Genomic DNA, 26,645 nt, shown 5'->3' with positions numbered 1-26,645 from the left:
ATCGATTGTGCGCGTGGCCGACACTGATACCGGACGCGAGTTTCGGATCGAGTGCCGCTACCGCGACTTCGCCGACGGTGAGAGCATCGCGGTCAACGGCGCATGCTTGACGGTCGTCGAGCATGGTGAGCAGTGGTTTACGGTGCGCGCCGTTGTCACCACGCTGGGCCGTACGACGATCGGCGGCTGGCAGAGCGGGCGTCGTGTGAACCTGGAGCGCGCCCTTCGTGTGGGCGACCGCCTTGGCGGCCATTTCGTGCAGGGGCACGTGGACGGGGTTGCCAGCGTCGTGAGTGTCCGTCAACAGGGCGATGCCAGGCTCATCGACCTTGCTCTGCCCCCTGGCCTAGCCGAGCTTATGGTACAGCATGGGTCGGTCGCGGTGGATGGCGTGAGCCTCACCGTGAACGATCTGCCGGCGCCGGGCGCGCTCCAATTGTCGCTGATTGACTACACGTTGCGGCACACCACACTCGGCGACCTCACGGTCGGCGACGAGGTGCACGTCGAAGCCGATATGCTCGGGAAATACGTTCAGCGTTTGCTTAGGGAATCATCATGGTCTTTGGAACGATAGAGCAGGCGGTCGCCGACATCCGCGCGGGGAAGTTCGTCATCGTCGCGGACGACGAGGATCGCGAGAACGAGGGAGATCTCATCTGCGCGGCGCAGCTCGTGACGCCCGAGATGGTGAATTTCATGATCAAGAAGGCTGGCGGCATGGTCTGCCTGGCCCTCAGCGGTGACCGCGTCGACGCGCTCGGCTTGGCTCCAATGACCGAGACCAATCTCGACGACTACCGCACCGCGTACACCGTGAGCGTCGATGCCTCCCCACGCTTTGGCGTCACGACGGGCATCAGCGCGCAGGATCGCGCGACGACTATTCGCGTTGCCGTCGACCCGGCCGCCGTGCCGTCGGACCTCCGCCACGGTGGGCACGTCTTTCCGCTTCGCGCGCGCGAAGGCGGCGTGCTACAGCGCGTCGGCCACACGGAAACAGCCGTCGACCTCGCGCGGCTGGCAGACCTTCGTCCGGCTGGCGTGATTTGCGAGATCTTGAATGAGGACGGTTCGTCGTCACGACGCCAGAACCTCGAAGCCTTCGCGAAGGAATACGGCATCACCTTCATCACCGTCGCGCAGCTCGTTGCCTACCGTCTAAAGACCGAGCGTCTGGTCCACCGCGTCGCGGAGGCGCGCTTGCCAACGGATCACGGCGCATGGCGGATCGTCGGCTTCAAGAACGATGTCGACGCGAGCGAGCACGTCGCACTCGTGTACGGCGAGGTGGGCGACGGTGAAGACGTCCTCGCGCGCATGCACTCGAAGTGTCTCACCGGCGACGTATTTCACTCGCTGCGTTGCGACTGCGGATGGCAGCTCGACAAGGCAATGGAAATGATTGCCGCCGAGGGCCGTGGCGTGATCGTGTATCTCGATCAGGAAGGGCGGGGCATCGGGCTGTTGAACAAGCTCAAGGCCTATGAACTCCAGGATCGAGGCGCCGACACCGTCGAGGCCAACGAGCAGTTGGGCTTCAAACCCGACCTCCGCAACTACGGCATTGGGGCGCAGATCCTGCTCGACCTTGGCCTCAAGTCGATTCGTCCAATCACCAACAATCCGCGCAAGATGGTAGGTCTCGAAGGCTATGGTCTGCGTCTTGGCGAGCGCGTTCCGATCGTCCAGCCAGCGCATGATGAGAACGCCGAGTATCTGCGCACCAAGCGCGACAAGCTCGGCCATCTGCTCGCATCGTAATGGCTGAATTCTCCGGAACACCGACCGGCGAGCACCGGCGGTTCGCGGTTGTGGCTAGCCGATTCAATCACGAAATCGTCGAGCGCCTGGTAGACGGGGCACTCGACGCTCTCGTTCGCCACGGCGCTGCGGTCGACGACGTCGACGTGGTGTGGGTTCCCGGCGCGTGGGAGCTCCCGATCGCCGCGCGGCGGCTGCTCGCCACCGAGCGATACAATGCACTCGTTGCCGTAGGCGCCGTGATTCGCGGCGGTACGCCGCACTTCGAGTACGTCGCGGGCGAAGCGTCGCGCGGACTTGCCTCGGCCAGCGTCGAGTTCGACACGCCCATCGGCTTTGGTTTGCTGACGTGTGACGACAATGCGCAGGCTGAAGCTCGTGCCGGCGGCGTGCATGGCAACAAGGGATGGGATGCGGCGCTGGCAGCGCTCGAGATGGCCGACCTCTTCGAGCGATTGGATGCCTCGGACGAGAGTTGAAACCCGCGCGCGAGCGCGCGTACTCCAGGCCTTGTATGCGTGGGACCTTCGTGAAGAGGAACGTCTCGAACGCGTAGCGACGCAGATCTGGGACGATCTCTCCGTTCCACCGGACGAACGGAAGATCGCGAGCCAATTGGTTCGCACGATCATCGATCACGGTAAGGAACTCGACAACGAACTCGCAGACGTCACTACCAATTGGCGACTCGAGCGACTCGGCGTGATCGATCGTTGCGTGCTTCGCATGGCAGCCGCGGAATTGCAGCGTGGCGAGACGCCGCCGCGCGTCGTGATTCAGGAAGCCGTGCGCCTGGCAGAACGCTACGGAACCGTGAAAAGCGCGAAGTTCGTCAACGGAGTGCTCGACGCGCTGGCCCGACGCATGGGGCGGATGTAGTGCGGATCCTGCTCGTGAATTGGCAAGACCTGGAGAATCCTCAGGCCGGTGGCGCCGAGATTCACCTGCACGAGATTTTTGGCCGCCTTGCAGCGAAGGGACACGATGTGCGTCTGCTCTGTGGCGGTTGGCCCGGCTGTCCGGCGCGCGCGCGTATCGACGGCGTCGAGGTATATCGCGTTGGAACGCGACACAGCTTTCCGTTCCTCGCTCGCCGGTTCTACAACCAGCATCTGACCGACTGGGCCGACGTGCTGGTCGAGGACATCAACAAAATTCCGCTGTACACGCCGCGATGGGGCGCCAGGGCCACTGTCGCTCTGGTTCCGCACCTCTTCGGCACGACCGCGTTTCAGGAATTTCCAGCGCCCATGGCCGCTGCCGTTTGGGCCGCGGAGCGACCGCTCGGTCGCATGTATCGGCGAATTCCGTTTCAGGCGATCAGCGAGAGTACCGCCGAGGATCTCGCGCGCCGCGGGATCGAGCGTCGGTTGGTCACCGTGATCTATCCGGGCATCGACAACGTCTCGTACACGCCGAACGCCGCCGAACGGGCACCGGCCCCGGTGTTCGCATATCTCGGGCGGCTCAAGAAGTACAAGGGCGTGCACTTCGTCATTCGAGCCTTCGCCGAGATGAACGTGCCCGGTGCGACGCTGGAGATTGCCGGCGCGGGAGACTATCGGCCGGAACTCGAGACGCTGGCGAAATCGCTTGACCTCGGAACCAGGGTGCGGTTTCTTGGGCGAGTGTCGGAGGCGGAGAAGCTGTCACTGCTTCGCCGCGCTTGGGGGCTGGTATTCGCGTCACCCAAAGAGGGGTGGGGAATCACGAATCTCGAGGCTGCAGCGTGCGCCACGCCCGTCGTCGCATCGAACTCGCCGGGAATTCGCGAATCGGTCCGTGATGGCGTCACGGGATTTCTCGTACCGCACGGCGACGTGCGTGCGATGGGCGCCGCAATGCGGCGCCTCGCCGAGTCGCCCGAGCTCGTGGCGTCGCTCGGTGTGGCCGCGCGTGCTTTTGCGGAGACGTTCACTTGGGAACGAGCTGCGGATGAAACGGAGCAGCACTTGATCAACGTCAGCAACGTACGGAGCTCATGACCCCGAAGCTGACTGTCGGCCGACTCGTCGAGCGGATGACCGAAGCGCTGCAACTGGTGCACGTCGAGCGCACGGGTGGCCTGGATCGCGTGATCGAGAATCCCGATGTGTCGAGTCCGGGCCTCGTGCTTGCCGGCTACGTCGGACGCTTTCCGGCGCGGCGCCTCCAGGTACTCGGCGAAACGGAGATCACCTATCTCCGCTCGATCGATGCCGAGATTCGGCGCAAGCATCTTTCGGCGTTCTTCTCGTATCCGATTCCGTGCGTGTTCATCACCAAGGGCCAGGTGCCCGGCGATGATCTGATCAGTCTCGCCGCCGCGGCTGGCGTTGCCGTCATCACGACGCGTCTCAAGACGAACGAGTTCTACACGCGGATCAAGACGTGGCTCGAGGACGAGTTTGCGCCGACGACCAACCTGCATGGGTCGCTCGCCGACGTGTTCGGCGTCGGGCTGCTGTTCGTCGGCAAGAGTGGCATCGGCAAGTCAGAGTGTGTGCTCGATCTCGTCGAACGCGGCCACCGGCTCGTCGCTGACGATCTCGTGATCGCGCGGCGTCGCGGGCGCGATCTGTTGGTCGGACGTGGGCACGAGCTACAGCGCCATCATATGGAAATTCGTGGCGTCGGACTCGTCGACATCCCGTCGATCTTCGGCATTCGCGCGGTGCGCCAGCAAAAGCGCATCGAGGTCGTCGTGCAGCTCGAAGAGTGGAATCACGATGCGCAGATCGATCGCACGGGACTCGACGCGGAAGTGACGACCATTCTCGAGGTCCCGCTGCCCAAGGTTCGCGTTCCACTCAATCCAGGCAAGAACATCACGGTCGTCGCGGAAGTCATCGCGATGAACCATCTTCTCAAATACAGCGGTGTCGATCCGGCCGAGCGCTTCAATGAGCGTTTGATGAAGCAGATGCGCCCAGCTACGGACGTCAACCGTTACCTCCAAGAAGACAATGAGTAGCAGCGAGCCTACCACGCCGCAGCCAGATGCCGCGGTGACGCCACGCGCGATCGTGGCGGGACACGGCGACTTTGCCGCCGGTCTTGTCTCTGCCGTGCAACAGATCACGGGACGCGGCGGGCAGTTGATTGCCGTGTCCGTCATGAAGCTCAGCGTCGAGGACATCGAGGGACTGCTTCGCTCGCGGATGCAGGACGCGAACGTGCGCGTCATTTTCACCGATCTGCAGGCGGGCAGCTGCACCATGGCATCGCGTCGAATCCTGCGCGGCATGGATGACGCCGTGCTGATTGCCGGCACCAACTTGCCGACGCTGTTGGATTTCGTATTCGCCGAGACTCGCACCGCGCCTGAAGCGGCAAGGCACGCAGCGGAGCGCGGCCGCGCCGCGATCACGGTGCACGGAGCCGGCGCGTGACGCTGGAGCTGTATCGCATCGACGATCGCCTGATTCACGGTCAGGTCGTTGTCGGTTGGGGGCAGCCGCTGGACATCGATTTCATCGTGCTCGTGGACGACACTGTCGCCGCGAGCGACTGGGAGCAAGAACTCTATCGGATGGGCGTTCCGCCCGAGATGGATGTCTACTTCCACACGGCGCAGGATGCGATCGCGGCGATTCCGAAGTATCGCTCCGATATTCGTCGTGGGATTCTGCTGACTGGCGACATCGCGACCATGCGTCAGTTGACCGATGGCGCGCGCGTGACTGACGTCAACGTCGGTGGCATTCATTCGCGCACCGGTCGCATCCAACGCATGCGATACGTGTTTCTCTCGCCCGACGAAGAGCAAGCGCTCCGCGATCTCGCGGCCAAGGGCGTTACGGTGACCGCGCAGGATGTGCCCGGCGCGCGCCCGGTATCGCTGGCCGATTTGCTGGCCGGTCACGAGCCATGAGTTTCCTGGATCTGATTCCAATCGCCCTGCTCGGCGGCGTGCTCGGTCTCGACGTCGTGAGCTTTCCGCAGGCGATGGTGTCACGTCCGCTCGTTGCCGCGACGCTCGCTGGTGCACTGATTGGCGAGGGAGCGAGCGGCGTGCTGCTTGGTGCTGCGCTCGAGCTCATCGCGCTGGAGACGCTGCCCTTCGGCGCGTCGCGCTATCCAGAATGGGGTTCTGCGTCAGTCGTTGGCGGCGCCATTTTCGCGTCGCACCCGGCGCATCCCGCAGGCGCGATGAGTCTCGCGGTTCTCGCGGCCCTCGCGACGACGTGGGTGGGCGGCTGGACGATGGTGAAGTTGCGACAGCGAAACGCGGTGTGGGCTGGCGAGCGACGCGAAGGGCTCGAAGCCGGTGCGCGCGGAACCGTGATTTCGTTGCAGCTCTTGGGCATGACGGCCGATTTGCTGCGCGGAACGGTGCTCACCGCGATTGCGTATGCGACGTTGTCACCGCTCGCCGACTGGTGCATCAGACATTGGTCGATGGACGCGCGGCTTTCGCGTGCGACGGTGGTTGCGGCAGCGGCGAGCGTTGCTGGCGGAGCGGCGTGGAAGCTATTTCACTCGACGGCCGGCGCTCGGTGGTTTTTCGTCGGTGGCTTGGCGGCGGGACTCTTCTTCCTCTTCCTCCGATGACCGCAGTCGCGACGCCGCCACGCGTGCAGCTGCCCTTCAGAACGCGCATGGCGATCTTCATTCGCCTCCTCGCGATTCAGGGATCGTGGAACTACGAGATCCTGCTCGGCAACGGTATTGGTTTTTGCATCGAGCCAGCGCTCCACCTGTTGCCTGGCGGGGTTCATTCGCCGGCGTTTCATCAGGCGTTGGCGCGCGAGAGCCGGTACTTCAATGCGCATCCGTATCTCGCGTCAGTGGCGGTTGGCGCCCTCGCACGGGCCGAGCTCGACGGCGAAGATCCGGTGCGAATTGAGCGTTTTCGTACAGCGCTGTGCGGACCCCTCGGCAGCGTGGGCGACCGGTTGGTGTGGGCGGGATGGCTCCCGTTCTGTTCACTCGCCTCGCTGGCCGTGTTCGGATGGGGCGCGAGCCCTGCATTTGTTGTTTTGCTTTTTCTCATCCTGTACAACATTGGACACTTCGGGCTCCGGATTTGGGGCCTGAACACAGGATGGAATCACGGACTGCGGGTCGCGTCGGCACTGGGGAATCCGGTGCTTCGACGCGGTCCGCAGCAGATCGGTCGCCTGGCTGCACTCGCGACCGGAATTGCGATTCCGCTGGCGCTGGGCCGCATCATTGGACCCGGACGCAATCTCCTGGGCGGTGTGCTCGTCGCCATTGCGCTCGGATCATTCCTCATCGTCCGCCTGAAGAGTCGCATCGAAGGGTGGCGGCTGTCCCTCATCGTGTTGGCCGTCCTCGTCCTTTTCTCGGTGATTCGCTAATGCCCGAACGAGCCGTCCAGATTGTAAACAAGAACGGCCTGCACGCGCGCCCCGCGGCAGAGATCGTCAAACTCGCCGCGAAGTTTCAGAGCGAGATCACGATCGTGAAGGACGATCTCGACGTGAACGGCAAGAGTATCATGGGTGTCATGATGCTCGCCGCGGAACACGGGTCGACGATCTTGCTTCGCGCCGATGGCCCCGACGCAGACGCGGCGCTCGACGCGCTCGCGACACTCGTCAGCAACAAATTTGGAGAGCGCTGAGTGGATCGAAAGCTGATCGGTATTCCCGCGTCGCCTGGCATTGCTGTTGGCCCCGTGCACCTGCTGCGCTGGGAAGTGCCGGAGGTGCGTCATCGCATCATTTCCGATGACGCCGTGCCGGGGGAAATCGAACGCTTTCACTCAGCACTCCAGCGCGCGCAGGAACGACTCGCCCACATTCGCGATCGCGTCGAACAGTCGGCCGGCCCCCAGGAAGCCGCTATTTTCGACGTGCAGCGATCGATCCTGGACGATTCGGAGCTCACCAAGGCCGTCGAAGATCTGATTCGCCAGAACCTCGGTGCGGAAAAAGCATTCGAGATCGTGATGTTCGAGTGGAGCCAGCGCTTTGGTCGCGCGGCCAATCCCATGCTGCGTGAGAAGGTCGGCGATCTCAAGGACGTCGAGATTCGCGTGCTCACGCTACTCCTCGATCTTCCGGATCACGATCCGGTCGATCTGCCCACAGGTGCGAACGCGATTCTCGTCACGCACGACCTGACGCCAAGCCTCACCGTGCAACTCGATCGCAGCACGATCGCGGCGATTGCGACGGACGCTGGTACGCGCACGTCGCACGTCGCGATTCTCGCACGTTCGCTCGGTCTGCCAGCGGTGGTTGGACTTCGCACGGCGACGCTGGAACTTACCGGTCGTGAGACAGCGATCCTTGACGGTTCTACGGGACTGCTGGCGATCAATCCGTCGCATTCCGACATCGAATCGTATCGCGAGCGCGCGCGCCAGGAAGAACTGGCCGAGGTGGAACTCAAACACCTCGCGACACTCGATGCCGTGACGACCGATGGCATTCGAGTCACGCTACGCGCGAACGTCGATCTACCCGAAGAGGCCGAGCTCGCGGCGCATAGTGGTGCCGAGGGGGTCGGACTCATGCGGACGGAGTTTCTTGTCGTCGGGCGCGCCTCCATGCCGGACGAAGAAGAGCAGTACAAGGCGTATACGAGAGTTGTGAAGGCGTTCGGCGAGCGACCAGTCGTGATTCGTACGTTCGATGTCGGCGGCGACAAGCTGCCGGTCGGCGGGTTTCCTACCGAAGCCAATCCGTTCCTTGGTTGGCGCGCGATCCGAATGTGCCTCGATCAGCCCGAACTTTTCGGCGTGCAGCTCCGCGCGCTGCTTCGCGCAGCGGTGCACGGCGATGTTCGGATCATGCTGCCGTTGGTCGTCACGCTCGACGAGGTAAGGCTCGCGCGTGAAATGCTCGACGAGGCGGCTCGCGTTCTACAGGCGCGCGGCGCTGAATTTCGGCGCGACGTTCCGCTTGGCGTGATGATCGAGACGCCCGCCGCTGCGGTGTCGTGCGATACCTTCGTCAACGACGTTGCGTTCTTCAGCATCGGGACGAACGATCTGGTGCAGTACACGCTCGCGGTCGATCGTGGCAACGCAAACCTGGCGACGCGTTTTACGCCGCTGCATCCGGCGGTCCTCAAGCTCATTCGCCGCACTGTGGACACGGCGAACGAATATGACCTCGACGTCGCAGTGTGCGGTGAAATGGCGTCGCAACCACTGATGGCGTTCGCGCTGATTGGTCTTGGGGTGCGCCAGCTGAGCGTTGCGCCGCGGTCGGTGCCGCTCGTGAAGCGCATCGTGCGCGGCATTTCGGTAGCGGCGGCAGAAGAAGCTGCGAGTGCTGCACTGGCCGCGGCAACGGCGGGCGAGGCGGAGGCCGCACTGCGCCGCCGCCTTGCTGGAATGCTAGGAAGCGAATCGCTCTTTGGTGAAGGAATTGTAGACTAGGGCCGAGTGCCCTGTACCTTTCAGCGCGAACCGTCTCTCTCCTCTTTCTCCGATTTCATGTACGATCGTCATCTCTTCACGTCCGAGTCTGTCACCGAAGGGCATCCCGACAAGGTCGCCGACGCGATCTCCGATGCCATTCTCGATGCGATCATTGCCGACGATCCCAAGGCGCGCGTCGCCTGCGAAACGCTCGTTACGACGGGCCTCGCATGCGTTGCGGGCGAGATCACGACGTCGACGTACGTGCCCTTTCCCGATCTCGTTCGGGCGACAATCGAGCGCATTGGCTACACCGACCCGTCGTTCGGCTTCGACAGCAAGACATGCGCGGTGATCAGCACGATCGACCGCCAGTCGCCGGACATCGCAATGGGCGTGGATACCGGTGGCGCCGGCGACCAGGGCATGATGTTCGGCTACGCGACCGACGAGACGAGCGAGCTCATGCCTATGCCCATCCTGTTGGCGCATCGCCTTACGGAGATGCTCGCGCAGAAGCGAAAGAGCGGGAGCATCAAATGGCTGCGTCCGGATGGGAAAGCGCAGGTCACTGTGGTGTACGAGGACAAGCAGCCCGTCGCGGTCGACACGGTCGTCATTTCGACGCAGCACGCGCCAGATGCATCGGCCAAGAAGATCCGCGACACGATCATCGGTGAGGTGATCGAGGCGGTCATTCCCGCTGAGCTGCGCAAGGGCAAGGTCAAGTATCACATCAACCCGACCGGCCGATTCGTCGTCGGCGGTCCTCAGGGCGATGCGGGACTCACGGGTCGCAAAATCATCGTCGACACATACGGCGGGATGGGTCGGCACGGTGGTGGTGCGTTCAGCGGCAAGGATCCGTCCAAGGTCGATCGCTCGGCGTGCTACGCGGCCCGCTGGGTCGCGAAGAACATCGTCGCTGCGAAGCTGGCTCGGCGATGCGAAGTACAGCTCGCGTACGCCATTGGCGTCGCGGAACCAGTGTCGGTGATGGTCGATACGTTCGGGACGTCCGTCGTACCCGAGGCGGCGATCATGAAGGCGGTGGCGGAGGAGTTTGATCTCACGCCGCGCGGCATCATCGAAGCGCTTGATCTGCGCAAGCCGATCTACAGCGCGACGTCGGCGTACGGGCACTTTGGCCGCGAGCCGAAGAAAGTAGGGAAGGGCCGCTCCGCGATGACCGAGTTCTCGTGGGAGCGAACAGATCGCGCCGCGGCGCTCAAGCGCGCCGTGCGTTGACGGAAGGAGCGCATGATCGAAGTCGCTGTGTTTCGTTTGGGAATGGATCCGGCCACGCAATCGTACGTGGTCGTGCTCCAAGAAAAGGGCGGTGAACGTCTGCTGCCCATCTGGATCGGCCAGGTCGAGGCCGAGTCGATCGTGCGTCACATGCACAATGTGAAGCGCGAACGACCGATCACTCACGATCTCTGTAAGAGCATCATCTCGGCGACTGGCGCGACGCTTCGCCGCGTCGAGATCACGCACGTAGAGAACAACACCTACATCGCCGAGTTGCACCTCGTGCGCGACGGAGAAGTGGTTCGCGTGGATTCGCGTCCGTCTGACGCGATCGCGATCGCCGTTCGCCTCGATGCGCCGATCTTCGCTGCAGAAGCTCTGCTCACGACGCCCGATGCCGATGCAGATGAGGATGACACCGAAACAGCGTCGTTCACGCCGCCGACGGTAGCCGACGAGAGCGCCGAACTGTCCGCTGAGGAGTTGAAGGCGTACCTCGAGCATTTGCGTCCAGAGGACTTCGGCAAATTCAACCTGTGATCGCGGCGTTCTCCCTTCTTCTCGCACTGTTGGGGCAGACGACCGATTCAGCCGGCGCGGCGCGTCGCGTGGATGGCCGCGTCATTCGTGGACTTCGTACGGCGCAGCAACCGCTCGTTGGGCAATGGGTCTTGCTGCATCGCGTCGGCCGCGATCGTTCGGGGCCTCTCGACTCCGTGCGAACCGGAGCGAATGGCCGATTCAGCTTTCGCTATCACACATCGGGTGACACCGCCGCGATCTACTTCGCGACGACGCAATTCGGTGGCATCGTATATCCGACGTCACCGTTCCGCGCGCCGATCGTCTCTGGCGACGACGCGATGATCACGGTGTTCGATACGACCTCCGGCCCGGTGAAGATCAAGCTCGGTGGTCGGCACATCATCGTCGGCGCACCGAACGCGAACGGCCGTCGTCCGATTGGCGAAGTATTCGATCTCGAAAACGACAGCACGGTCACGGCGATCGCAAAGGACAGCGTGTCGCCGGTGTGGACGGCGCACATTCCGGCGTCAGCGGTCTCGTTCCAGATCAATACGAACGGCGACCTCGCCGCGGGAGCGATCGCGCGGAATGGAACCTCGGTCGGCCTCTTCGCCCCGCTCAGCCCGGGCATTCGCCAGCTCGCATTCACGTACGAGCTTCCGGCAAATGCTTTCCCGCTGCGCATTCCCATGGAGACGGACGCTGGCGTGTTCGAAGTGCTCGTGCAGGAGCCGACGGCGAGCGCACGCGGAATCGCTCTTCGCGAGGTGCCGCCACAGACCGCCGAGGGGCGCGTCTTCCGTCGTTTTCTCGCGCAGGACGTTCCGGCGAACGTCGTTCTGACGATCGACGTTCCCGAGGTTGCGACAACGCAGCGCACCAAGGTGTACTTTGCCGTCGGCGGCGTGGTGCTGTTGTCGATGATTGGTGCGCTCATCTTCGCTGCGCGTCGATCCAGACCGCCGGTCGTTCCAACACCGGCACCCGTCGAATCGCGTACGCAGGGTCTGGTTCGCGAGCTCGCGTCGCTCGACGAGGAGTTCGAACGCGCTTCAACTGCCGACGATGCAACGCGCCAGCGCTATGAGCACGAACGAACTCGCATCAAACGCCAACTAGCCGACGCACTCGAAGCAGACCGACAGCGCGCGTAGCGTCGCCATCGGTCTCGGTCGTCTACGGAATCGCCGACGTATTGAGCGCGATGAGCTGATTGCGTCGCGAATCCAAACGAACCACGGTAGCGTGGCCGTAGTCGACCGGAATGTCGAACATCTTCGTGAGCGATCGGCCGAGTAGCTGCGCCACGGCGACGCGAATCCATCCGGCGTGAGTGACCGCGACGACGGTCTGAGATTCCGACACGTTGGACGCTTTCATCTCTCTGAGCCAATCGCTCGCTCGATCGGCGACTGCGCTCACCGGTTCACCGCCTGGCGGCGCAAGCTCGGCCCACCGATCGCTCCACTCGCGAAAGCGGTGCGCATCGCTCGCTTCGATCCTGGACCAGGGCTGGCCGTCCCACACGCCGAAATCCATCTCGCGGACACGCCGATCGAGCTCGACGTCCCGATTCCACAATAGTCCGAACACGCGCGCCGAGTCGGTGGCGCGCCGAAGATCGCTGGCAATGACGCGCGTTGGCTCGCCGACGAAACTCCGCGGACCGGCCGTGTGCCACGCGGTCGCGAGCGCGCGAATCGATGTCATTCCCTCAGCGGAGAGCTCGACGTCGGTGGAACCGATGCAGCGGCCGGCGTCGGCGACCGTTTGGCCGTGTCGAACGAAGACGAGATTCATACTCTATGTGCGGGTCAGCTCGGCGACTGGATGGGCCGCGAGCACGAGATACGTTGCGAGCTCAACGAATTGATTCACTGCACCAAGAACGTCACCGGTGATTCCGCCGATACGTCGCTCCGCGTATCTGCCGCCGATGGTCATGATCACAGCTGCGACGGCGATGACGATAGGTGCCTTCCAGCCAATTGCCGCTCCCACGATGGCGAACGTCACAACCGTTGCGACGAGCACCCTCGTGACGGTCACGCCTGCGACGAATGGCTTTCCCGCGCTCGGACGACCGCCGTCTTCGGCCGGTCGTGCGTACGAGTAACGCCGGATCAGCGGAAGACCGGACCAACGTCCAAGCACATGCCCGGCGATGAGCGCACGTATGATGGCGCTGGCTCCGGCATAGCCACGGTCGCCGACACTCGAGGCGATTGCCGACAGCGCGGCAACTTTCGCAAACAGTAATAGTGCGACACCGACGAGGGCGTACGACCCCACCCGGCTGTCCTTCATGATGCCGAGGATCTGCTCGCGCGTCCAACCTCCGCCGAAACCGTCGAACGAATCGGCGACGGCATCCTCATGAAAGGCACCAGTGATCCACACTGTCGTTGCGACCGACAAAACGATCGCGAGCATCGGCGTCCAGAGTGCAGCGGCCGCGAGATACGCGATCCCGCCCAGTGCCGCTACGACGACGCCGACCAGCGGGAAATACGCCGACGACGCCGGAAGATCAGAGGCGTCGTGTTTCGCCAGGTGATACGCCGGAATGCGCGTCAGGAACGTGAACGCCGCGACGCACGCGCGCCATTCGGCGTACAAGGGGCTGGCTGTCGCTGGGCGCGCTTCCGAGGCTGTCGTCATTCGATCACGACGGACGCATGGAGTGCTCGGCCGCCTGAGGACCGGCCGACACGCCGGCGGAGGCAAAGGTAGCCATGTCACGCATGATCGCGGCGGCGGCGCGGAGCATGGGCATCGCGAGTGCTGCGCCAGTCCCCTCACCGAGCCGCATCTCGAGGTCGAGCAGCGGACGATGGTCGACCTCTCCCAATGCGCCGCACATCTCCAGCGCGAGCCGATGGCCGCGCTCTGACGAGCGGTGAGAGAAGAACAACGCCGTACGCAGCGGACACGTTCCCGTCCTGTCTGCTTCGCCGAACATGTTCAGGGCGCAGAGAATCGCGACCGTCGAAATGAAGCCGTCGGCCACGACTGCGATACCGTGAGACGCTGCCGCTCGAGCTGCCCCGGCCATTGCCGCCAACTCGAGACCGCCGACGCGACGGAGCAGTTCTTCACCGCGTCCCAGTCCGTCAACCGCGCCAAGGTGCAACCGCACTGCGCGATCGACGACGACGCGTTTGCGAGCGAACGCATTTCCATCGACACCGGTTCCACGACCCACCGTGACTGCCGACGATTCTCCGGTGAATGCGCTGAGAATCGCCGCTGCCGCCGTGGTGTTTCCGATACCCATCTCGCCCAGGCCGAGTGCTTGAACGCCGTCATCCGCGGCGCGTTGCGCGGCTGCTTTGCCCACATCGAGTGCAGCATTGAATTCAGCCACGCTCATTGCCGGCTCGCGCACGAAGTTGCGTGACGAACGGCGAACCTTTTCGTGGCGAATATGCGTGAGCTCACTCAAATCGGCATCGACGCCGACATCGATGACCTCGACTTCCACGCCATTCGCGGCGGCAATCACGTTGATTGCCGCACCGCCGCGATCGAAGTTGCGCATCATTTCGCCGGTGACGGAGCGCGGATAGGCACTCACGCCTTCTTCAGCAACGCCATGATCGGCCGCGAATACACACACACGCGCCTTGTCCACGTGTGGACGCAGCGTGCCCTGCAACACGGCGAGACGAGCGGCAGCATCCTCGAGTCGTCCGAGCGCACCCAACGGCTTCGTCTTTGCCGCGATGGCGCGTCGCGCCGAGGTCCAGTCGACCTCGACGGTTGGCGTGAAAGCGGTCGGCGTAGCAGGTGATGGAGTTGAGGGGCGCGTCATTGCTGCGGAGGCTCGGCGGTCAAGGGTTGGCGGTGGGCAACAGCGGCACTGGCGGCGCCGCTCGAGCAATCTGGGTATTGTAGCGAGTATTTACTCATAACTCGATCCCGGGTTGTGCGGCAATCCCTCGATCGCGATAAGGATGCTTAACGACGTTCATTTCGGTGACGAGATCGGCGGCATCCATGAGTGCCGCCGACGCATTGCGGCCGGTGACGACCACATGCATCCACCGCGGGCGCGCCTTGAGCGTCGCGATGACATCCGCTTCATCGAGCCAACCATAGGTTACGCAATAGGTCAGCTCGTCGAGAATCAGTACGTCGAACGCGCCGTCGAGCAGCGCGCCGCGAACGAGCGACCAGCCGCGCGCGGCGAGCGCTCGATCTTCGTCGATGTTGTCCGACAGCCAGGTGAAGCCATCTCCCAGCGGCACGATCTCGACATCGAGCGACGCTGCTGCGATGTGTTCTCCGTATCGCGTCTCCGCGCTCTTGATGAACTGGAACATCCCGACGGACATTCCGTAACCGGATGCGCGAACGAGAAGCCCGAGTGCGGCTGTTGTCTTGCCCTTTCCGTTGCCGGTGTGGACGAGCAATAAACCGCGGCGCTCTTCTCTCGGAATGACCGCGTAGGACCTTGGCGATGTCTTGGTCATACGTCGATGCCCGCTTGAGCGAGGATGCCCTGCTCCCGGAGTGGATGCTTAATAACCTTCATATCCGTGACTAGATCGGCTGCATCGATCAGTGCCTGAGGCGCGTACCGACCCGTAACCACGACGTGCGTTCCGCGAGGGCGATTGGTCAAAGCGTGAATTACCTCCGTAGTGCCCAGCCAGCCCCACGCGAGTGGCAGCGTGAGTTCGTCCAGGATGAGCACATCGTACTCGCCAGACGTCAGGAGATTGTCACAGCGAGCCCATCCGGCGCGGGCTGCGGCGGCATCGTCCGTGAGATCGTCATTTCCGAGCGTACAGCCGATGCCAAGAGGAATGATCTCGATGCCAAGCCGCTGCGCCGCGCGATGCTCGCCAGCGTCCGTCATTCGCTTGACGAATTGAAACATCGCCGCACGCATGCCGCGTCCCGTCGCCCGCAAGAGAAGCCCGAGGGCCGCAGTCGTTTTGCCTTTCCCGTCGCCCGTGTTCACGATCAATAGACCGTTGCGCTGCTCGCGTGGCGGAACTCGGTAAGGTCCGGGGCGTTTCTGCTTTGGTACGGGAGCCTTGCGCCCAGGCGCCGGTGTTGGCGGGACCGGGCGTGCGAGCGGATCAGTACGCGGCTCCAATTCAGAATCACTCATGTCAACACGGCGTCGAGGGCGGTAATTAAGATGTCGTTCTCCGCGGGCGTACGGGCCGCCACGCGAATCCATTCTGGTAGCCCGTACGACGTGCAGTCGCGGACCAACAGCGCGTCTTCGGCAATCAGGCGATCTCGCGTTGCCCGTGCCGACGGACATCGCACGAGAAAGAAATGAGTAGCCGACGATCGCACGTCGATTCCTCGGCGCCGCACTGTCGTGGCGATGCGTGCGGCTTCCGATCGAAGCAGGGCGGTCGTTCGATTGACGTGCGTCGTTGCAGCGTCGCTCAACGCCGCCGCGCCTGCTGCTTGCGCCGCACTCGACGCCGCCCACGGGACGCGGACTCGTTCGACCGCTTCGGCGACGGCTGCCGGCGCGACGGCGAACGCCACGCGTACCCCGGCGAGCGCGTGTTCCTTCGTCATCGACCGCAGATGCAGCACCGCGGGATGGTTCGCGAGGGCCGGTGTGCCGAGCGGCGTGGCAGCGAATGCATCGTAGGCTTGGTCGAGCACGAGGAGACTGTCACTGGCGCGCGCGGCGTTCGCGATACGCAGCAAGTCGTCGTGCGAGAGCGCGACCCCGGTTGGATTGGCTGGCGACGCGAGGAAGGTCAGCCGAGGTCGAACGCGTGCCAACTCGGCGCAGAAGGACGCGATGGCACTCGCAGTCTCGGATAGTTCGGATCGGCAAACCGACGCGCCGCACAATGAAACGGCGCGGTCGTACTCGCCGAACGCGGGCGTCGCAACGAGAACCAAGTCGCCAGCGCGGAGATACGCGAAGCAAACGGCGTGAATCAGTTCGGCCGCACCGGCCGCAAATACGATATCCGCTATTGGTTGATGCCATCGCTCCGACGCTGCCCGGCGAGCGACAATGCTTCGCGGATCGGGATATTCGTCGTACGTGGCAACGGCGATCGCGTTCGCAACGACGTCGGACGTTCCGTACCCATTCAGGCAAACACTGAAATCGTATCGGGCGTTCATCCCGCCGCGTGCCAGCGCCAAACGACCACCATGCTCCGCCAGCGGCGTAGTCAACACCTCGGGACGCGGTACGATCACGCGAGATCCGCCACGAGCGCGGCCAACGACGCCGCTGCGACGACGATGCGACAGGCGCGTGCGATGTCTCGTGCTCGCGCCGGACGTCCTACATCATTTAGCGAGTATTGTCCGCGTTTGGTCAGGTGCACTCCCAACGCCCCGGCCATCGCTGCCATTGGCCAACCTGCGTTCGGACTGTCGGTGCGATCTGCATCGCACAGTGCCGCGCGCGCAGCGCCAGACGGAGAACCGCGGCCCACAGGCGCCGTGCAGCAGATGAGCGCCGCGGTCACACGAGCGGGAATGAAGTTGGCGGCATCGTCCGCGCGCGCCGCAACTTTGCCAAACCACTCGAGCTCCGGCGTACGGTAGCCGAGCATCGCGTCGGCCGTGTTCAACATCCGATATGCGTACGCGCCCGCAAGGCCGCCGAAGCGAAATGCCATCAATGGGGCGACGACGCTATCACTCAGATTCTCTGCGACAGATTCGATGGCCGCTCCCGCCACCTCGGAGCGCGACAAGTCCGTCGTATCTCGCGAGACGAGATGCCATCCGAGGAGTCGACGCGCCTCTATCAAATGGCCGCGCTGAAGCGCGCGGCGAACCTCGGTTGCTGCTCTCACGAGTGGCTTGAGCGAGAGCGCTGGTTTGAGCGCGACACCGCGCAACGCCGGCCGCGTTGCCGGTGGTGCGTTACGCAGCAGTAGGTCGGCCGCGCCGCCGATTGCAGCGCTAATGGCGACACCACTCGCTACGAGAAGCGCGCCTTCGACAAGTGAAGGCGCCGCTGCGCGAGAGGACCGGCGATCGCGACCGCGCGCGATCCACCGGCCCATCCCAACCGTGGGGTGCAACGTCGACGGCGGTTCGCCGAGCGTTGCGTCGGCGATGAGTGCCGCGAGTGCGGAACTCATCGTCACGCCAACATGCTCGCCATTAGAACGTCTTGATGCCGATGGCGATTGGCCCGGCGCCAACCGAAATGCTGTCTGTAAGCGCGAAGGTGCCGGCTTTGAACACGAATACGTACGGCGGCAAGCTCTGCGACGAGCTGCCGAAGAACACCTGGTACACATTGCCGGCGGCATTCGTCGAGGCCGCGGCCGCACCACGGCAGCTGCCGTTCGCCAGCTTTGCGCAGACGGGGTTGTCAGGGCCGCGGACGAACGCACGCGACGCAGTGTTCCAGACAATCGTGCCCGAGAAAAAGCCGGAGATGTAGGCGAGGCCGCTCGCGTCGATGCTGATCGCGCCGGGGCCGACACCCATGTTGGGAATCGTGGTTACGACGGCCATCGTCACCGGATTCACGATCGTCAGGCTGCCCTGTGCGACGTAGTCCCCGGTGTTCAATACATAGAGCAATCCATCTGGTCCGAGCGCGGCGTCTGTCGAATTCGTTCCACCCATCTGGGCGGTGCCGAGCACTTGCATCGTCTTGGGGTCGATCGCGGTGACAACGCCGTTGCCGATCGGAACGAAGTTCGCATCGAGATTCGACGACGTGACCAAGGCACGCCCTCCGGCGATGGCAATCGCCGTCGGCTGTGGAGCGACCTTCACCGTGCTCGTAATCGCGTCTCCCGTCTGACCAACGGTCATCCGTCCGACGGTACCCAGCGTGACGTTTGCCGCGAGAATCGTCGTATCGTCGGCGAACGCAGAGCCGGTCGTGTTGCCGCTCGCGAACGTGAAATAGCGTTGGATCGAGGGCGTCTCGAGATTGATCAACGCAACGCTGGCGGCGTTTCCGAGCGGAACGGCTGCCCGCCGACCACGCACCGAGAACCCGACCGGAGTGACGGTGCTGCTGGTTCCGAGTGGAACCTGTTGCTGCGTCGTCGGGCTGCCGAGCTGGAACAGAGTGAGTGCTTTGCCCGTTGAATTGACGACAAGCCCGATTTCGTGATTGGTACTGGTGCCTCCGAGGAAACCGGGCGCGACTGACGGTGACGTCGAATCACTGCATCCCGCGGCCACCGCGGCGAGCGTGACAGCGGCGATGACAGGCAAACGGAAGCGGGTGGTGCGTTGCATTGCGAATTCTCAGCTGAGAGGTGAACGGCGAACGCGAAGCGATACGCTCCATGTCCGGCCGGGAAACGGGTAGTCGACCAGCATTGCCGCCGGTCGGTCGAGCAGATTGTCAACACCCACGCCGACGTCGAATAGCCAACGTCCGTGCATTGACGACATCGTCCATCGCGCGTCGGTGAGCCAATACGGGTCGAGCGTGTTCAATGCGGAGCCAGACACCGTGCGTCGCGACGAGACGTACCGGTTCGTGAACTCGACGCGACCCCAATGAACGGCGCCGCCAGCGGTGATGCTCGCCGTCGTTCTCGGGCGGTACGGGATCTGCCCGTCGAGCACCGGGCCGGCATAGACGACATCGGCGCGGTTGAGCGTTCCTTGAACATCGATCCGCTGACTCGGGAGTGCGGCGCGGCCGCTCAACTCCCAACCCGACCGATGCACCGCGATGTTCGACGGGCTCCAGATGAACCGAAAATCCGGCAGCCAGAGAATCATCCCGTCGACGTTCGCACGAAACGCAGCAGCTTCGCCGGTCAGCACGACGGGTCCCGCTGCGACATCGTGCACTCCAAGCCGTGCCTCGACATCTCCCGTCGTGCGTTCCGGACGCAGTGCCGGATTCGCGCGCACGAGTACGCCTTCGTGGAAGAATTGATCCGCGAGCGACTGCGGCGAGTATCCGTTGCCAATCGACGCCGACGCCACCAACGGCCCCCGCGATAGCGCGAGCGCGCCTCTAGGCGAGACGACGCCGTCGCCGATCAGAGAACTCTGGTCGACACGCGCGCTCATGTCAGCATCGAAACGCACCTGAGCGGCGTCGAAGACGTGTGAAACCCGCGTCGTCGCCCAGGCGCCGAGCAGTCGCTGCCAATGCGGCGCGTTCGGCGCGAGCATGCTCGACGACACGTCGAGCCCTCGCGCGTCCGCGCCAATTGAACCAACCAACGACCCGTGCGACGCCGTGGCGCCAACGGTACCGGTCACGCCCGTGGCTGTCACGCCGTCGTCGAACGGCGTACCGAACGGCGGTGAAGAGTCTACGAACGTCGAGTGCTCGCGCGTGATATCACCGGTAGCCATCCACGAGATGCCGCTTCGTGTGACGCGCGCGTCCAGGCCGCCGCTCGTGCGCGAATCGGTTTGCCGCCCCGTGGACGACGGCTGAACGATTGAGCCAGCAAGACCGCGTGCCAGATCGTTCCACGACCCGCGTGCGCGAACCACCGCTGAATCGTTTTCAAACCCAAGGCTCCCCAACACCTGTCGCGACGTGACGTCGGAGTTGATCCGATGCGTCGAGCCACCGCCGCGCACCGCCGGAACATCGTACGGAAAGTCGCCGCGGATGGTGCGGTACTCCCCCGTGAGAGAGCCGCTCGACCGCAGCGAACCCGCGGAGCGGCCGTCGCCAATCGTCGCTGACATCTGTCGCTCGCCCCACGCGCCGTCGCGCACGAGTGCCGACGACTCTCGCGACGCGCGGCGCGTCGTGATTGCGACAACACCTGCCAGCGCTCGGCCGCCATACCGCGCCGATTGCGCGCCCGACTGAACCACTACGCTCTCTACCGACTCGAGCGACACGCGCGACAGATCGGCGTCGCCAGTGATCTGCGAATTGATCGGAACGCCGTCGACGAGCACGAGCACTTCGCTCGCGCTGGAACCGCGAATCGAAACGTGACTCGCCGATCCTGGACCGCCGGCCTGCGTCACGACGAGCCCGGGGCTCGATTGCAAGAGTTCGCCGAGATCGCGACGACCCGATGCTTCGATTGTTGCGCGATCGAAGATGACCGCATTCGTGATTTGTGAATCGCGCGCGGCGCGCACGACCACCGGACCGAGCGTGGTCGCGAGAGGCTCGAGCACCGCCTCGATGATCGTCGTGCGCCCGTTGGCGACTCGAACCTCGCGATCGAAGGCAGCGAAACCGAGCGCGCGGACGCGTACTATATAGTCGCGCGGCTCCAGCCCACGAAGCACGAACGTTCCGTCCGCGCTCGACCGAGCGACTTCCGACTGGCCCGTCACTTCCACCCGCGCGTCGGGGATCGGGCGTGCGGTGCGCGCATCGGTGACGCGACCGCGGAGTTCGCCGGGAACCTGCGCCGCCACACGCGATGCCGGCCACGCCGCGAGTAATCCCACGAGTGCCAACCACCCAAGCCCCCGTCTCACGACGCCACCGAGTCGCGTGGATCTACCTGTGGAGCGCCCCCAGCATGCGTCACGATCGACACTGGCCACTCGTAAACCTCGGCGACGCGCTCTGCCGTAAGCACGTCCGCCGGAGCACCGCGCGCCACGAGACGACCCTTGTTGAGCAGCAGCAGCTCGTCGGCGTATCGCGCCGCGAGATTCAAGTTGTGCGTCGCCAGAACGACTGTCGTGCCCTCATCGCGCAGACGGCGAAGGAGTTCGAACGTCGTCATCTCGTGGCGGATGTCGAGGAACGTCGTCGGCTCGTCGAGCACGAGCACGCTCGGCTCCTGCGCAAGTGCGCGCGCAAGCCGAACACGCTGACGTTCGCCGCCCGACAGTGTCGACAGCCACCGATCGGCGAACTCGGTAACGTCGCACCGCGCCATCGCGCGCGAGATCGCAGCGATATCAGCTGCGCCTTCACGCTGCCACGGTCCGAGATGCGGGTAGCGGCCCATCGCGACGATTTCGCGTACGCTAAACAGCGGCTCCGTCTCGCCCTGCGGCACGACGCCGATGCGAAGGGCGATTTCGCGTCGCGTCCATTCGGCGAGTGGCTTACCATCGAGCGCAATACTGCCCGTCGCCGGAACCAGTGTGCCGAGTAGCAGTTGAAGTAGCGTCGACTTGCCTGCGCCGTTTGGCCCGAGCAGTGCGGTCATCTTCCCGCGCGAAACGTCGACTGAGATGTCATCGATGGTTGGGCGCGCGGCGCCGTCGTGCTGGAAGCGCACGTCGCGCAACGACCAAACCGACGACGAGCCAACGTCGCGCGCTGCGATCACGTGGCCACTCCCGCCGCCGGCCGACGAAGCAACCACACGAAGCACGGAACGCCAACGAGCGCCGTCACGATACCGATCGGCAGTTCATTGGCGCCCGCCAGTGATCGCGACAGCGTATCTGCGGCTACCAGAAACGCCGCGCCTGCGAGCGCGGAGCAGGGCAGGAGCGCGCGGTTGTCCCCGCCCCACACGAGTCGCACGGCGTGCGGCACCACGAGTCCCACGAACCCGATCGTGCCGCTCACTGACACCGACGCGGCCGTCAGCAGCGTCGCCGTCCCGAAGGCAATGAGCTTCGTTCGCTCGACCGACGTTCCGAGATACGCAGCTGTCGGCTCACCAATCGCCAGCAAATTGAGCGGACGCGCGAGTGAAAACAGAACAGCCAGCGCGGGAACGAGGCATGTCGCAAGAATTCCGACACTTCGCCACGACGCGTTGGCGTGGCTTCCCATCATCCAGAAGATCGCCGAACGCACCGCCTCGGTATCGGCGAACGTGAGCACGAGCCAGATCACCGCGACGAGAAACGCGCTCACCACGACGCCAGCAAGCAATAGCACGCGGGTATCGAGCGTGCGACCAACGCTGAATGCGATTCGAAACACGAGCAGCATCGACAACACAGCACCCGCGAATGCGGCAAGCGGCAACGCCCAGACAAAGCGCAGCGACCACCCTGTCACGACGGTGATGACCGCTCCCATCGCCGCGCCGCTCGACACACCAAGGATGTACGGCTCGGCCAACGGATTGCGCAGGAGCGCCTGAAACGTTGCACCGCTCACCGCGAGTGCTGCGCCGGCGAGGGCGGCCTGCAGCGCGCGTGGCATTCGCAGCGCGCGAATGATCGTGATGGTCGTCGGATCGCCGCGACCGAAAATGGCGTCAATCAGCGCGCCGTTGCTCGTCGCCACGGCGCCCAGTCGTACGGCGGCAAACAGCGCCACGACGACTAGGACGCTGAGCACTGCCAGGCGCAGAGACAGCGGCCAGGCAAGGCGCGCACGAACACTCACCGTCGAACTCCGGCCGCCTGCGTCGAGTCGACGCCGGCAACTTCCGGATGCAGTGCGCGTCGCAAAACGAGTGATGCTGCCGCGATACTCGGACTCGGACGGCTCATCAAATCAGCCGGCACCGTAACGACGCGGCCCGTGCGCACTGCGCGAAGGTCGCGCCAGCCCGCCATCGCGCGGAAGCGATCGAGCGAATTGGTTTTGAATTCTCCAACAGGCACAACGAGGATGTCGGGATCGCGGCGGACGATCTCCTCCATCGCCACATTCGGCCAATTCGCCGCAGCGTCGGCGAAGATCGAACGTCCGCCGGCGAGTGAGATCAGTTGCCCGATGAACGTCTGCGGGCCTGCAGTCATCGGCGGGTCGTTGTACACGACATACAGCACGCTCGGCGCAGGGCGATTGCTCACCGAGGTACGAACACTGTCGAGCGTAGCACGAACCGACGTCGCGACTGCCGTCGCCGCGGAATCGTGACCGCTGAGTCGTCCGATGCTGCTGATTCCGTGGAAAATGTCCGTCGTGTCTTGCGTGCGAAGAATGAACACTGGAATGCCGAGCGCGGTGAGCTTCTCGCGCACCTGCTGACGCTTGTCGCTCTCCCACGAGATCACGAGATCCGGATGGAGATTGACCATTGCCTCAACACTCGGATCCACTCCGCCGCCGACCGACGGCAAGTTGGCAACTTCGGGTGCCACATCGTATCGCGTTCGCGCGACGATTTGTGTCGTCGCACCGATCGCGATGAGTGTTTCCGTCGCGCTTGGGATGAGCGAGATGACGCGCTGCGCTGGCTTCGCCAATCGAATCGTGAAGCCGGCGTCGTCTTTGACTTCGATCGCGGAATGTGCCGCGGAATCGATGCGCGCGTCGCGCGTGGCATCCCGCGAGCAGGCGGTCGAAAGCAGCGCGATGGCGCCGCAGATCGCGATCGATCGTTTTACATCGATGCCCAAAAACACGAAACCCGTCCTAGCGCAGTGAGCGGCGGGACGGGGGCTGAAGGCGGCACGAAGCGCGAGAGGCAAAGGCGCGGCGGACCGGCGATCGACCCCGCGCCCCTCCCTCGAGGGACCTAATGCGGGAACGAACGGGCCGGTCTCCTGGCTCGAGGCGGATCGGCTCTCCCTTCCCAGCGCCAAAGCGCCAGTGGGTGGTGCATGAAGCCGACCTGACCCGCCGATCCGACGCTCTGATGAGCGGCGCATCGACAGGACCTCTGACAGTGGCGGGGCCGCGCCGGATTCACACCGGCTTCCTACTGCATGGCCCGTTCAGTTCAGTTGTGCTCGAAACACTATCACGCTGAAGCCGCTTCGCGCAAGTCGCTGGAAACATCCCACGGCCCTTGCGCGCAGCGCGTTCCGCGGTGACACTGCGCGCGTGTCCGAGCCGAAACTGAACGCGCGCGTGCTGATGGTACAGGGCACGTCGTCGCATGCCGGGAAATCGACGCTGGTGGCTGCGCTCTGCCGAATCTTCGCGCGCGCTGGCTTTCGCGTTGCGCCATTCAAGGCGCAAAACATGTCGAACAATGCTGCGGTGACGCTGGGCGGCGGAGAAGTTGGACGCGCGCAGGCCATGCAGGCTACAGCTGCTGGTGTGCCGGTGACGGTGGACATGAACCCCGTGTTGCTCAAGCCACAGAGCGATCGCACGTCGCAGGTCGTCGTGCTTGGACGCGTTCATCACACGTCGAACGCGCGTGAGTACTACGATCGCACCGCAGAGCTCTGGCCCGTTGTCACGGCGGCGCTCGACCGCCTACGCGCCGAGTATGACGTCGTCGTCATCGAAGGCGCCGGAAGTCCGGCCGAGATCAATCTCGAGCGATACGACATCGTCAACATGCGCGTCGCCCGCTACGCCAATGCACCGGTGGTGATTGTCGGCGATATCGATCGCGGTGGCGTCTTCGCCTCGCTCTTCGGCACGGTGGCGCTCCTCCCGGAATCGGACCGCGCGCTGATTCGCGGTTTCATCATCAACAAGTTCCGCGGCGATCCGTCGCTCCTCGACCCCGGCTTCGATACGCTGCTCGAGCGCACAGGTGTCCCGACACTCGGCGTTCTTCCGTATCTCGATCTCTCGCGGCTTCCGGCCGAGGATGCCGTTGAATGGGATTCGCTCGGCCGGAATGCCAATGAGCAAACGCTCATCGATGTCGCCGTCATGCGACTGCCGCGCGTCGCGAACCTCGACGAATTTCAGGCCCTCGCCTGCGAACCCGGCGTCGCCATGCGCTTCGTCGCCGACCCGAACGAGCTCGGCAGTCCGGATCTGATAATCATCCCCGGCACCAAGTCCACTGTCGCCGATCTCGCATGGCTCCGCGAGCGAGGTCTTGCCGATGCGATTCTCTCGAAGCGCGCCGCGGGCACCCCAGTGCTCGGAATCTGTGGAGGGTTCCAGATGCTCGGCACCCGCGTCATCGACGAGGGCGGCGTGGAAGCACGCGCGTCGGTCGACGCGCTTGGCCTTTTGCCGATGACAACGGTGTTTGCCCCCGAGAAGGTGACGCGACGCGTCACCGGCCGCGTCGTCAAGGCGAACGCGCTCTGGGCGCCCGACGATGTCGTAGGCGATGAGACAGATCGCGAACCCTCACGTCTTGGCGGGCACGCGCTGGACGCATACGAAATTCACATGGGTCGTACCGACCGAATCACTCGTGGCGACGAGCATCCCGCGCCCTTCTCGATGCTGTTCGAATCGACGGAGAGTTGCGACGGCGCGACCTCGCCCGACGGTCTCGTGGTTGGTACCTACATGCACGGCCTTCTCGAAAACGCACCACTACGCCGGGCTCTACTCGCGCGACTCGCCGCGCGAAAGGGCGTGGCGTTGCCGGTGGGGCCAGCGCTCGCCTCCGTCGATGATGCGATCGACACGCTGGCCGACGCCGTTCGCGACAACCTCGACATCGATGCGATCATGTCGATGATCGGACTCCCGGCAATGAGCGCCATCTAGTGGCCGCGCTCACGCTGCTCCTCGGTGGCGTTCGAGCCGGCAAGAGTGCAAAGGCGCTGCACCTTGCAGCTGAGAGTGAGCGAGATCGCGGCGTGCTCTTTGTCGCCACCGCCCAGGCATTCGATGACGAAATGGGGCGCCGAATCGCCGCGCATCGTCGCGAACGCCCAGTTCACTGGGAAACGCTCGAATCGCCCATCGACGTTCCGTCCGACCTCGACGCATACCTCACTCGCGTCGGTGACGTCGGCGCCGTCGTGATCGATTGCCTCACGCTCTGGGTGAGCAACATCCTCCTTGCTGCTGGCGAGGGCGAGGACGCCGAGGCGCTCATTGCGCGTCACGTCGAGTCGCTGTTGGCAGTAGTGGCAAAACATGCGGCGGCGCCGAACGCGCCACGCTGGATCGTCGTGAGCAACGAGGTCGGGCTCGGCATCGTTCCTCCCACGCCCCTCGGGCGAGCCTACCGCGACGCCCTCGGTCGCGCCAATCAGTTGGTGGCTGCCGCAGCGGACGATGTTCGGCTGCTCGTTGCCGGAATCGAACTTCCGCTCAAGTCCGCACGCTAGCTTTCCA

General features: G+C 64.1%; 29 protein-coding genes and 1 riboswitch. Of the genes, 17 read left to right on the top strand and 12 right to left on the bottom strand.

What is annotated here, in order from left to right:
* Positions 1-7 precede the first annotated feature (7 nt).
* Genes AC6H4Z_RS14430 through AC6H4Z_RS14360 form a run of 15 tightly spaced genes read left to right on the top strand, consistent with a single transcriptional unit; the run spans position 8 to position 12,015 of the window.
* Positions 8-577, top strand: coding sequence for a riboflavin synthase (locus AC6H4Z_RS14430; RefSeq protein ID WP_497542655.1), 570 nt, complete (start codon positions 8-10; stop codon positions 575-577).
* Positions 556-1,764, top strand: coding sequence for a bifunctional 3,4-dihydroxy-2-butanone-4-phosphate synthase/GTP cyclohydrolase II (locus tag AC6H4Z_RS14425; protein ID WP_497547052.1), 1,209 nt, complete (start codon positions 556-558; stop codon positions 1,762-1,764). Before AC6H4Z_RS14430 ends, AC6H4Z_RS14425 begins: the two co-directional genes overlap by 22 nt.
* On the top strand, positions 1,764-2,243 hold the full coding sequence (gene ribH, locus AC6H4Z_RS14420) for a 6,7-dimethyl-8-ribityllumazine synthase (protein ID WP_497542654.1): 480 nt from the start codon (positions 1,764-1,766) through the stop codon (positions 2,241-2,243). The genes AC6H4Z_RS14425 and ribH overlap by 1 nt, the downstream gene beginning before the upstream one ends.
* Positions 2,224-2,643 carry a transcription antitermination factor NusB gene (gene nusB / locus AC6H4Z_RS14415; protein ID WP_497542653.1) on the top strand — a complete coding sequence of 140 codons (420 nt, stop codon included), beginning with the start codon at positions 2,224-2,226 and terminating at the stop codon, positions 2,641-2,643. Before ribH ends, nusB begins: the two co-directional genes overlap by 20 nt.
* A gap of 14 nt (positions 2,644-2,657) precedes the next feature.
* The gene (locus AC6H4Z_RS14410; RefSeq protein WP_497542652.1) at positions 2,658-3,749 is read left to right on the top strand and encodes a glycosyltransferase family 4 protein; all 1,092 of its coding nucleotides are present in this window, start codon (positions 2,658-2,660) and stop codon (positions 3,747-3,749) included.
* On the top strand, positions 3,746-4,717 hold the full coding sequence (gene hprK / locus AC6H4Z_RS14405) for an HPr(Ser) kinase/phosphatase (protein ID WP_497542651.1): 972 nt from the start codon (positions 3,746-3,748) through the stop codon (positions 4,715-4,717). Before AC6H4Z_RS14410 ends, hprK begins: the two co-directional genes overlap by 4 nt.
* The gene (locus AC6H4Z_RS14400) at positions 4,710-5,135 is read left to right on the top strand and encodes a PTS sugar transporter subunit IIA (protein ID WP_497542650.1); all 426 of its coding nucleotides are present in this window, start codon (positions 4,710-4,712) and stop codon (positions 5,133-5,135) included. Before hprK ends, AC6H4Z_RS14400 begins: the two co-directional genes overlap by 8 nt.
* On the top strand, positions 5,132-5,617 hold the full coding sequence (locus AC6H4Z_RS14395; RefSeq protein WP_497542649.1) for a PTS sugar transporter subunit IIB: 486 nt from the start codon (positions 5,132-5,134) through the stop codon (positions 5,615-5,617). The genes AC6H4Z_RS14400 and AC6H4Z_RS14395 overlap by 4 nt, the downstream gene beginning before the upstream one ends.
* Positions 5,614-6,297, top strand: a complete 684-nt coding sequence (locus AC6H4Z_RS14390) for a PTS sugar transporter subunit IIC (RefSeq protein ID WP_497542648.1) — start codon at positions 5,614-5,616, stop codon at positions 6,295-6,297. The genes AC6H4Z_RS14395 and AC6H4Z_RS14390 overlap by 4 nt, the downstream gene beginning before the upstream one ends.
* The gene (locus AC6H4Z_RS14385; protein ID WP_497542647.1) at positions 6,294-7,067 is read left to right on the top strand and encodes a PTS system mannose/fructose/sorbose family transporter subunit IID; all 774 of its coding nucleotides are present in this window, start codon (positions 6,294-6,296) and stop codon (positions 7,065-7,067) included. The genes AC6H4Z_RS14390 and AC6H4Z_RS14385 overlap by 4 nt, the downstream gene beginning before the upstream one ends.
* Positions 7,067-7,333: an HPr family phosphocarrier protein gene (locus AC6H4Z_RS14380; RefSeq protein ID WP_497542646.1), complete on the top strand. Its 267-nt coding sequence runs from the start codon at positions 7,067-7,069 to the stop codon at positions 7,331-7,333. Before AC6H4Z_RS14385 ends, AC6H4Z_RS14380 begins: the two co-directional genes overlap by 1 nt.
* Positions 7,334-9,100, top strand: a complete 1,767-nt coding sequence (ptsP, locus tag AC6H4Z_RS14375; protein WP_497542645.1) for a phosphoenolpyruvate--protein phosphotransferase — start codon at positions 7,334-7,336, stop codon at positions 9,098-9,100. It begins immediately after the preceding gene.
* A 57-nt stretch (positions 9,101-9,157) separates the two neighbouring features.
* The gene (gene metK / locus AC6H4Z_RS14370) at positions 9,158-10,330 is read left to right on the top strand and encodes a methionine adenosyltransferase (protein ID WP_497542644.1); all 1,173 of its coding nucleotides are present in this window, start codon (positions 9,158-9,160) and stop codon (positions 10,328-10,330) included.
* 12 nt (positions 10,331-10,342) lie between these two features.
* The gene (locus AC6H4Z_RS14365; protein ID WP_497542643.1) at positions 10,343-10,873 is read left to right on the top strand and encodes a bifunctional nuclease family protein; all 531 of its coding nucleotides are present in this window, start codon (positions 10,343-10,345) and stop codon (positions 10,871-10,873) included.
* On the top strand, positions 10,870-12,015 hold the full coding sequence (locus AC6H4Z_RS14360) for a hypothetical protein (protein WP_497542642.1): 1,146 nt from the start codon (positions 10,870-10,872) through the stop codon (positions 12,013-12,015). Before AC6H4Z_RS14365 ends, AC6H4Z_RS14360 begins: the two co-directional genes overlap by 4 nt.
* 22 nt (positions 12,016-12,037) lie before the next feature.
* Here the strand turns inward: AC6H4Z_RS14360 and AC6H4Z_RS14355 are convergent, their stop codons facing one another.
* The 12 genes from AC6H4Z_RS14355 to AC6H4Z_RS14300 form a co-directional block, all read right to left on the bottom strand.
* The gene (locus AC6H4Z_RS14355) at positions 12,038-12,661 is read right to left on the bottom strand and encodes a histidine phosphatase family protein (RefSeq protein WP_497542641.1); all 624 of its coding nucleotides are present in this window, start codon (positions 12,659-12,661) and stop codon (positions 12,038-12,040) included.
* A gap of 3 nt (positions 12,662-12,664) precedes the next feature.
* Positions 12,665-13,522 carry an adenosylcobinamide-GDP ribazoletransferase gene (locus tag AC6H4Z_RS14350; RefSeq protein ID WP_497542640.1) on the bottom strand — a complete coding sequence of 286 codons (858 nt, stop codon included), beginning with the start codon at positions 13,520-13,522 and terminating at the stop codon, positions 12,665-12,667.
* Between the two features lie 4 nt (positions 13,523-13,526).
* Positions 13,527-14,675, bottom strand: a complete 1,149-nt coding sequence (cobT, locus tag AC6H4Z_RS14345; RefSeq protein WP_497542639.1) for a nicotinate-nucleotide--dimethylbenzimidazole phosphoribosyltransferase — start codon at positions 14,673-14,675, stop codon at positions 13,527-13,529.
* A gap of 94 nt (positions 14,676-14,769) precedes the next feature.
* Positions 14,770-15,336, bottom strand: coding sequence for a cob(I)yrinic acid a,c-diamide adenosyltransferase (gene cobO / locus AC6H4Z_RS14340; protein WP_497542638.1), 567 nt, complete (start codon positions 15,334-15,336; stop codon positions 14,770-14,772).
* Entirely contained in the window at positions 15,333-15,983 is a 651-nt protein-coding gene (cobO, locus tag AC6H4Z_RS14335; RefSeq protein ID WP_497542637.1) for a cob(I)yrinic acid a,c-diamide adenosyltransferase, read from the bottom strand. Before cobO (AC6H4Z_RS14335) ends, cobO (AC6H4Z_RS14340) begins: the two co-directional genes overlap by 4 nt.
* Complete coding sequence (locus AC6H4Z_RS14330; protein ID WP_497542636.1) at positions 15,980-17,056, bottom strand: pyridoxal phosphate-dependent aminotransferase; 1,077 nt, start codon at positions 17,054-17,056, stop codon at positions 15,980-15,982. Before AC6H4Z_RS14330 ends, cobO (AC6H4Z_RS14335) begins: the two co-directional genes overlap by 4 nt.
* Entirely contained in the window at positions 17,053-17,955 is a 903-nt protein-coding gene (gene cbiB / locus AC6H4Z_RS14325) for an adenosylcobinamide-phosphate synthase CbiB (RefSeq protein ID WP_497542635.1), read from the bottom strand. Before cbiB ends, AC6H4Z_RS14330 begins: the two co-directional genes overlap by 4 nt.
* Before the next feature lie 22 nt (positions 17,956-17,977).
* Positions 17,978-19,078, bottom strand: coding sequence for a YncE family protein (locus AC6H4Z_RS14320; RefSeq protein ID WP_497542634.1), 1,101 nt, complete (start codon positions 19,076-19,078; stop codon positions 17,978-17,980).
* 9 nt (positions 19,079-19,087) lie between these two features.
* Positions 19,088-21,262 carry a TonB-dependent receptor gene (locus AC6H4Z_RS14315; protein ID WP_497542633.1) on the bottom strand — a complete coding sequence of 725 codons (2,175 nt, stop codon included), beginning with the start codon at positions 21,260-21,262 and terminating at the stop codon, positions 19,088-19,090.
* Positions 21,259-22,071 (bottom strand): ABC transporter ATP-binding protein, encoded by an 813-nt coding sequence (locus AC6H4Z_RS14310; RefSeq protein ID WP_497542632.1) that lies wholly within the window; start codon positions 22,069-22,071, stop codon positions 21,259-21,261. The genes AC6H4Z_RS14315 and AC6H4Z_RS14310 overlap by 4 nt, the downstream gene beginning before the upstream one ends.
* Positions 22,068-23,090 carry a FecCD family ABC transporter permease gene (locus tag AC6H4Z_RS14305; protein WP_497542631.1) on the bottom strand — a complete coding sequence of 341 codons (1,023 nt, stop codon included), beginning with the start codon at positions 23,088-23,090 and terminating at the stop codon, positions 22,068-22,070. Before AC6H4Z_RS14305 ends, AC6H4Z_RS14310 begins: the two co-directional genes overlap by 4 nt.
* Entirely contained in the window at positions 23,087-24,058 is a 972-nt protein-coding gene (locus AC6H4Z_RS14300; protein WP_497542630.1) for an ABC transporter substrate-binding protein, read from the bottom strand. The genes AC6H4Z_RS14305 and AC6H4Z_RS14300 overlap by 4 nt, the downstream gene beginning before the upstream one ends.
* Before the next feature lie 114 nt (positions 24,059-24,172).
* Positions 24,173-24,385: riboswitch (cobalamin riboswitch) on the bottom strand.
* A gap of 127 nt (positions 24,386-24,512) precedes the next feature.
* Here AC6H4Z_RS14300 and AC6H4Z_RS14295 point away from each other — a divergent pair.
* Together AC6H4Z_RS14295 and cobU are read left to right on the top strand one after the other, a co-directional pair.
* Positions 24,513-26,069, top strand: coding sequence for a cobyric acid synthase (locus AC6H4Z_RS14295; protein WP_497547051.1), 1,557 nt, complete (start codon positions 24,513-24,515; stop codon positions 26,067-26,069).
* The gene (gene cobU / locus AC6H4Z_RS14290) at positions 26,069-26,638 is read left to right on the top strand and encodes a bifunctional adenosylcobinamide kinase/adenosylcobinamide-phosphate guanylyltransferase (RefSeq protein ID WP_497542629.1); all 570 of its coding nucleotides are present in this window, start codon (positions 26,069-26,071) and stop codon (positions 26,636-26,638) included. The genes AC6H4Z_RS14295 and cobU overlap by 1 nt, the downstream gene beginning before the upstream one ends.
* Positions 26,639-26,645: the final 7 nt, after the last annotated feature.

It is taken from the genome of Leucogemmata humicola, from assembly GCF_055379415.1.
This window is presented reverse-complemented; position numbering and strand designations above follow the sequence as displayed.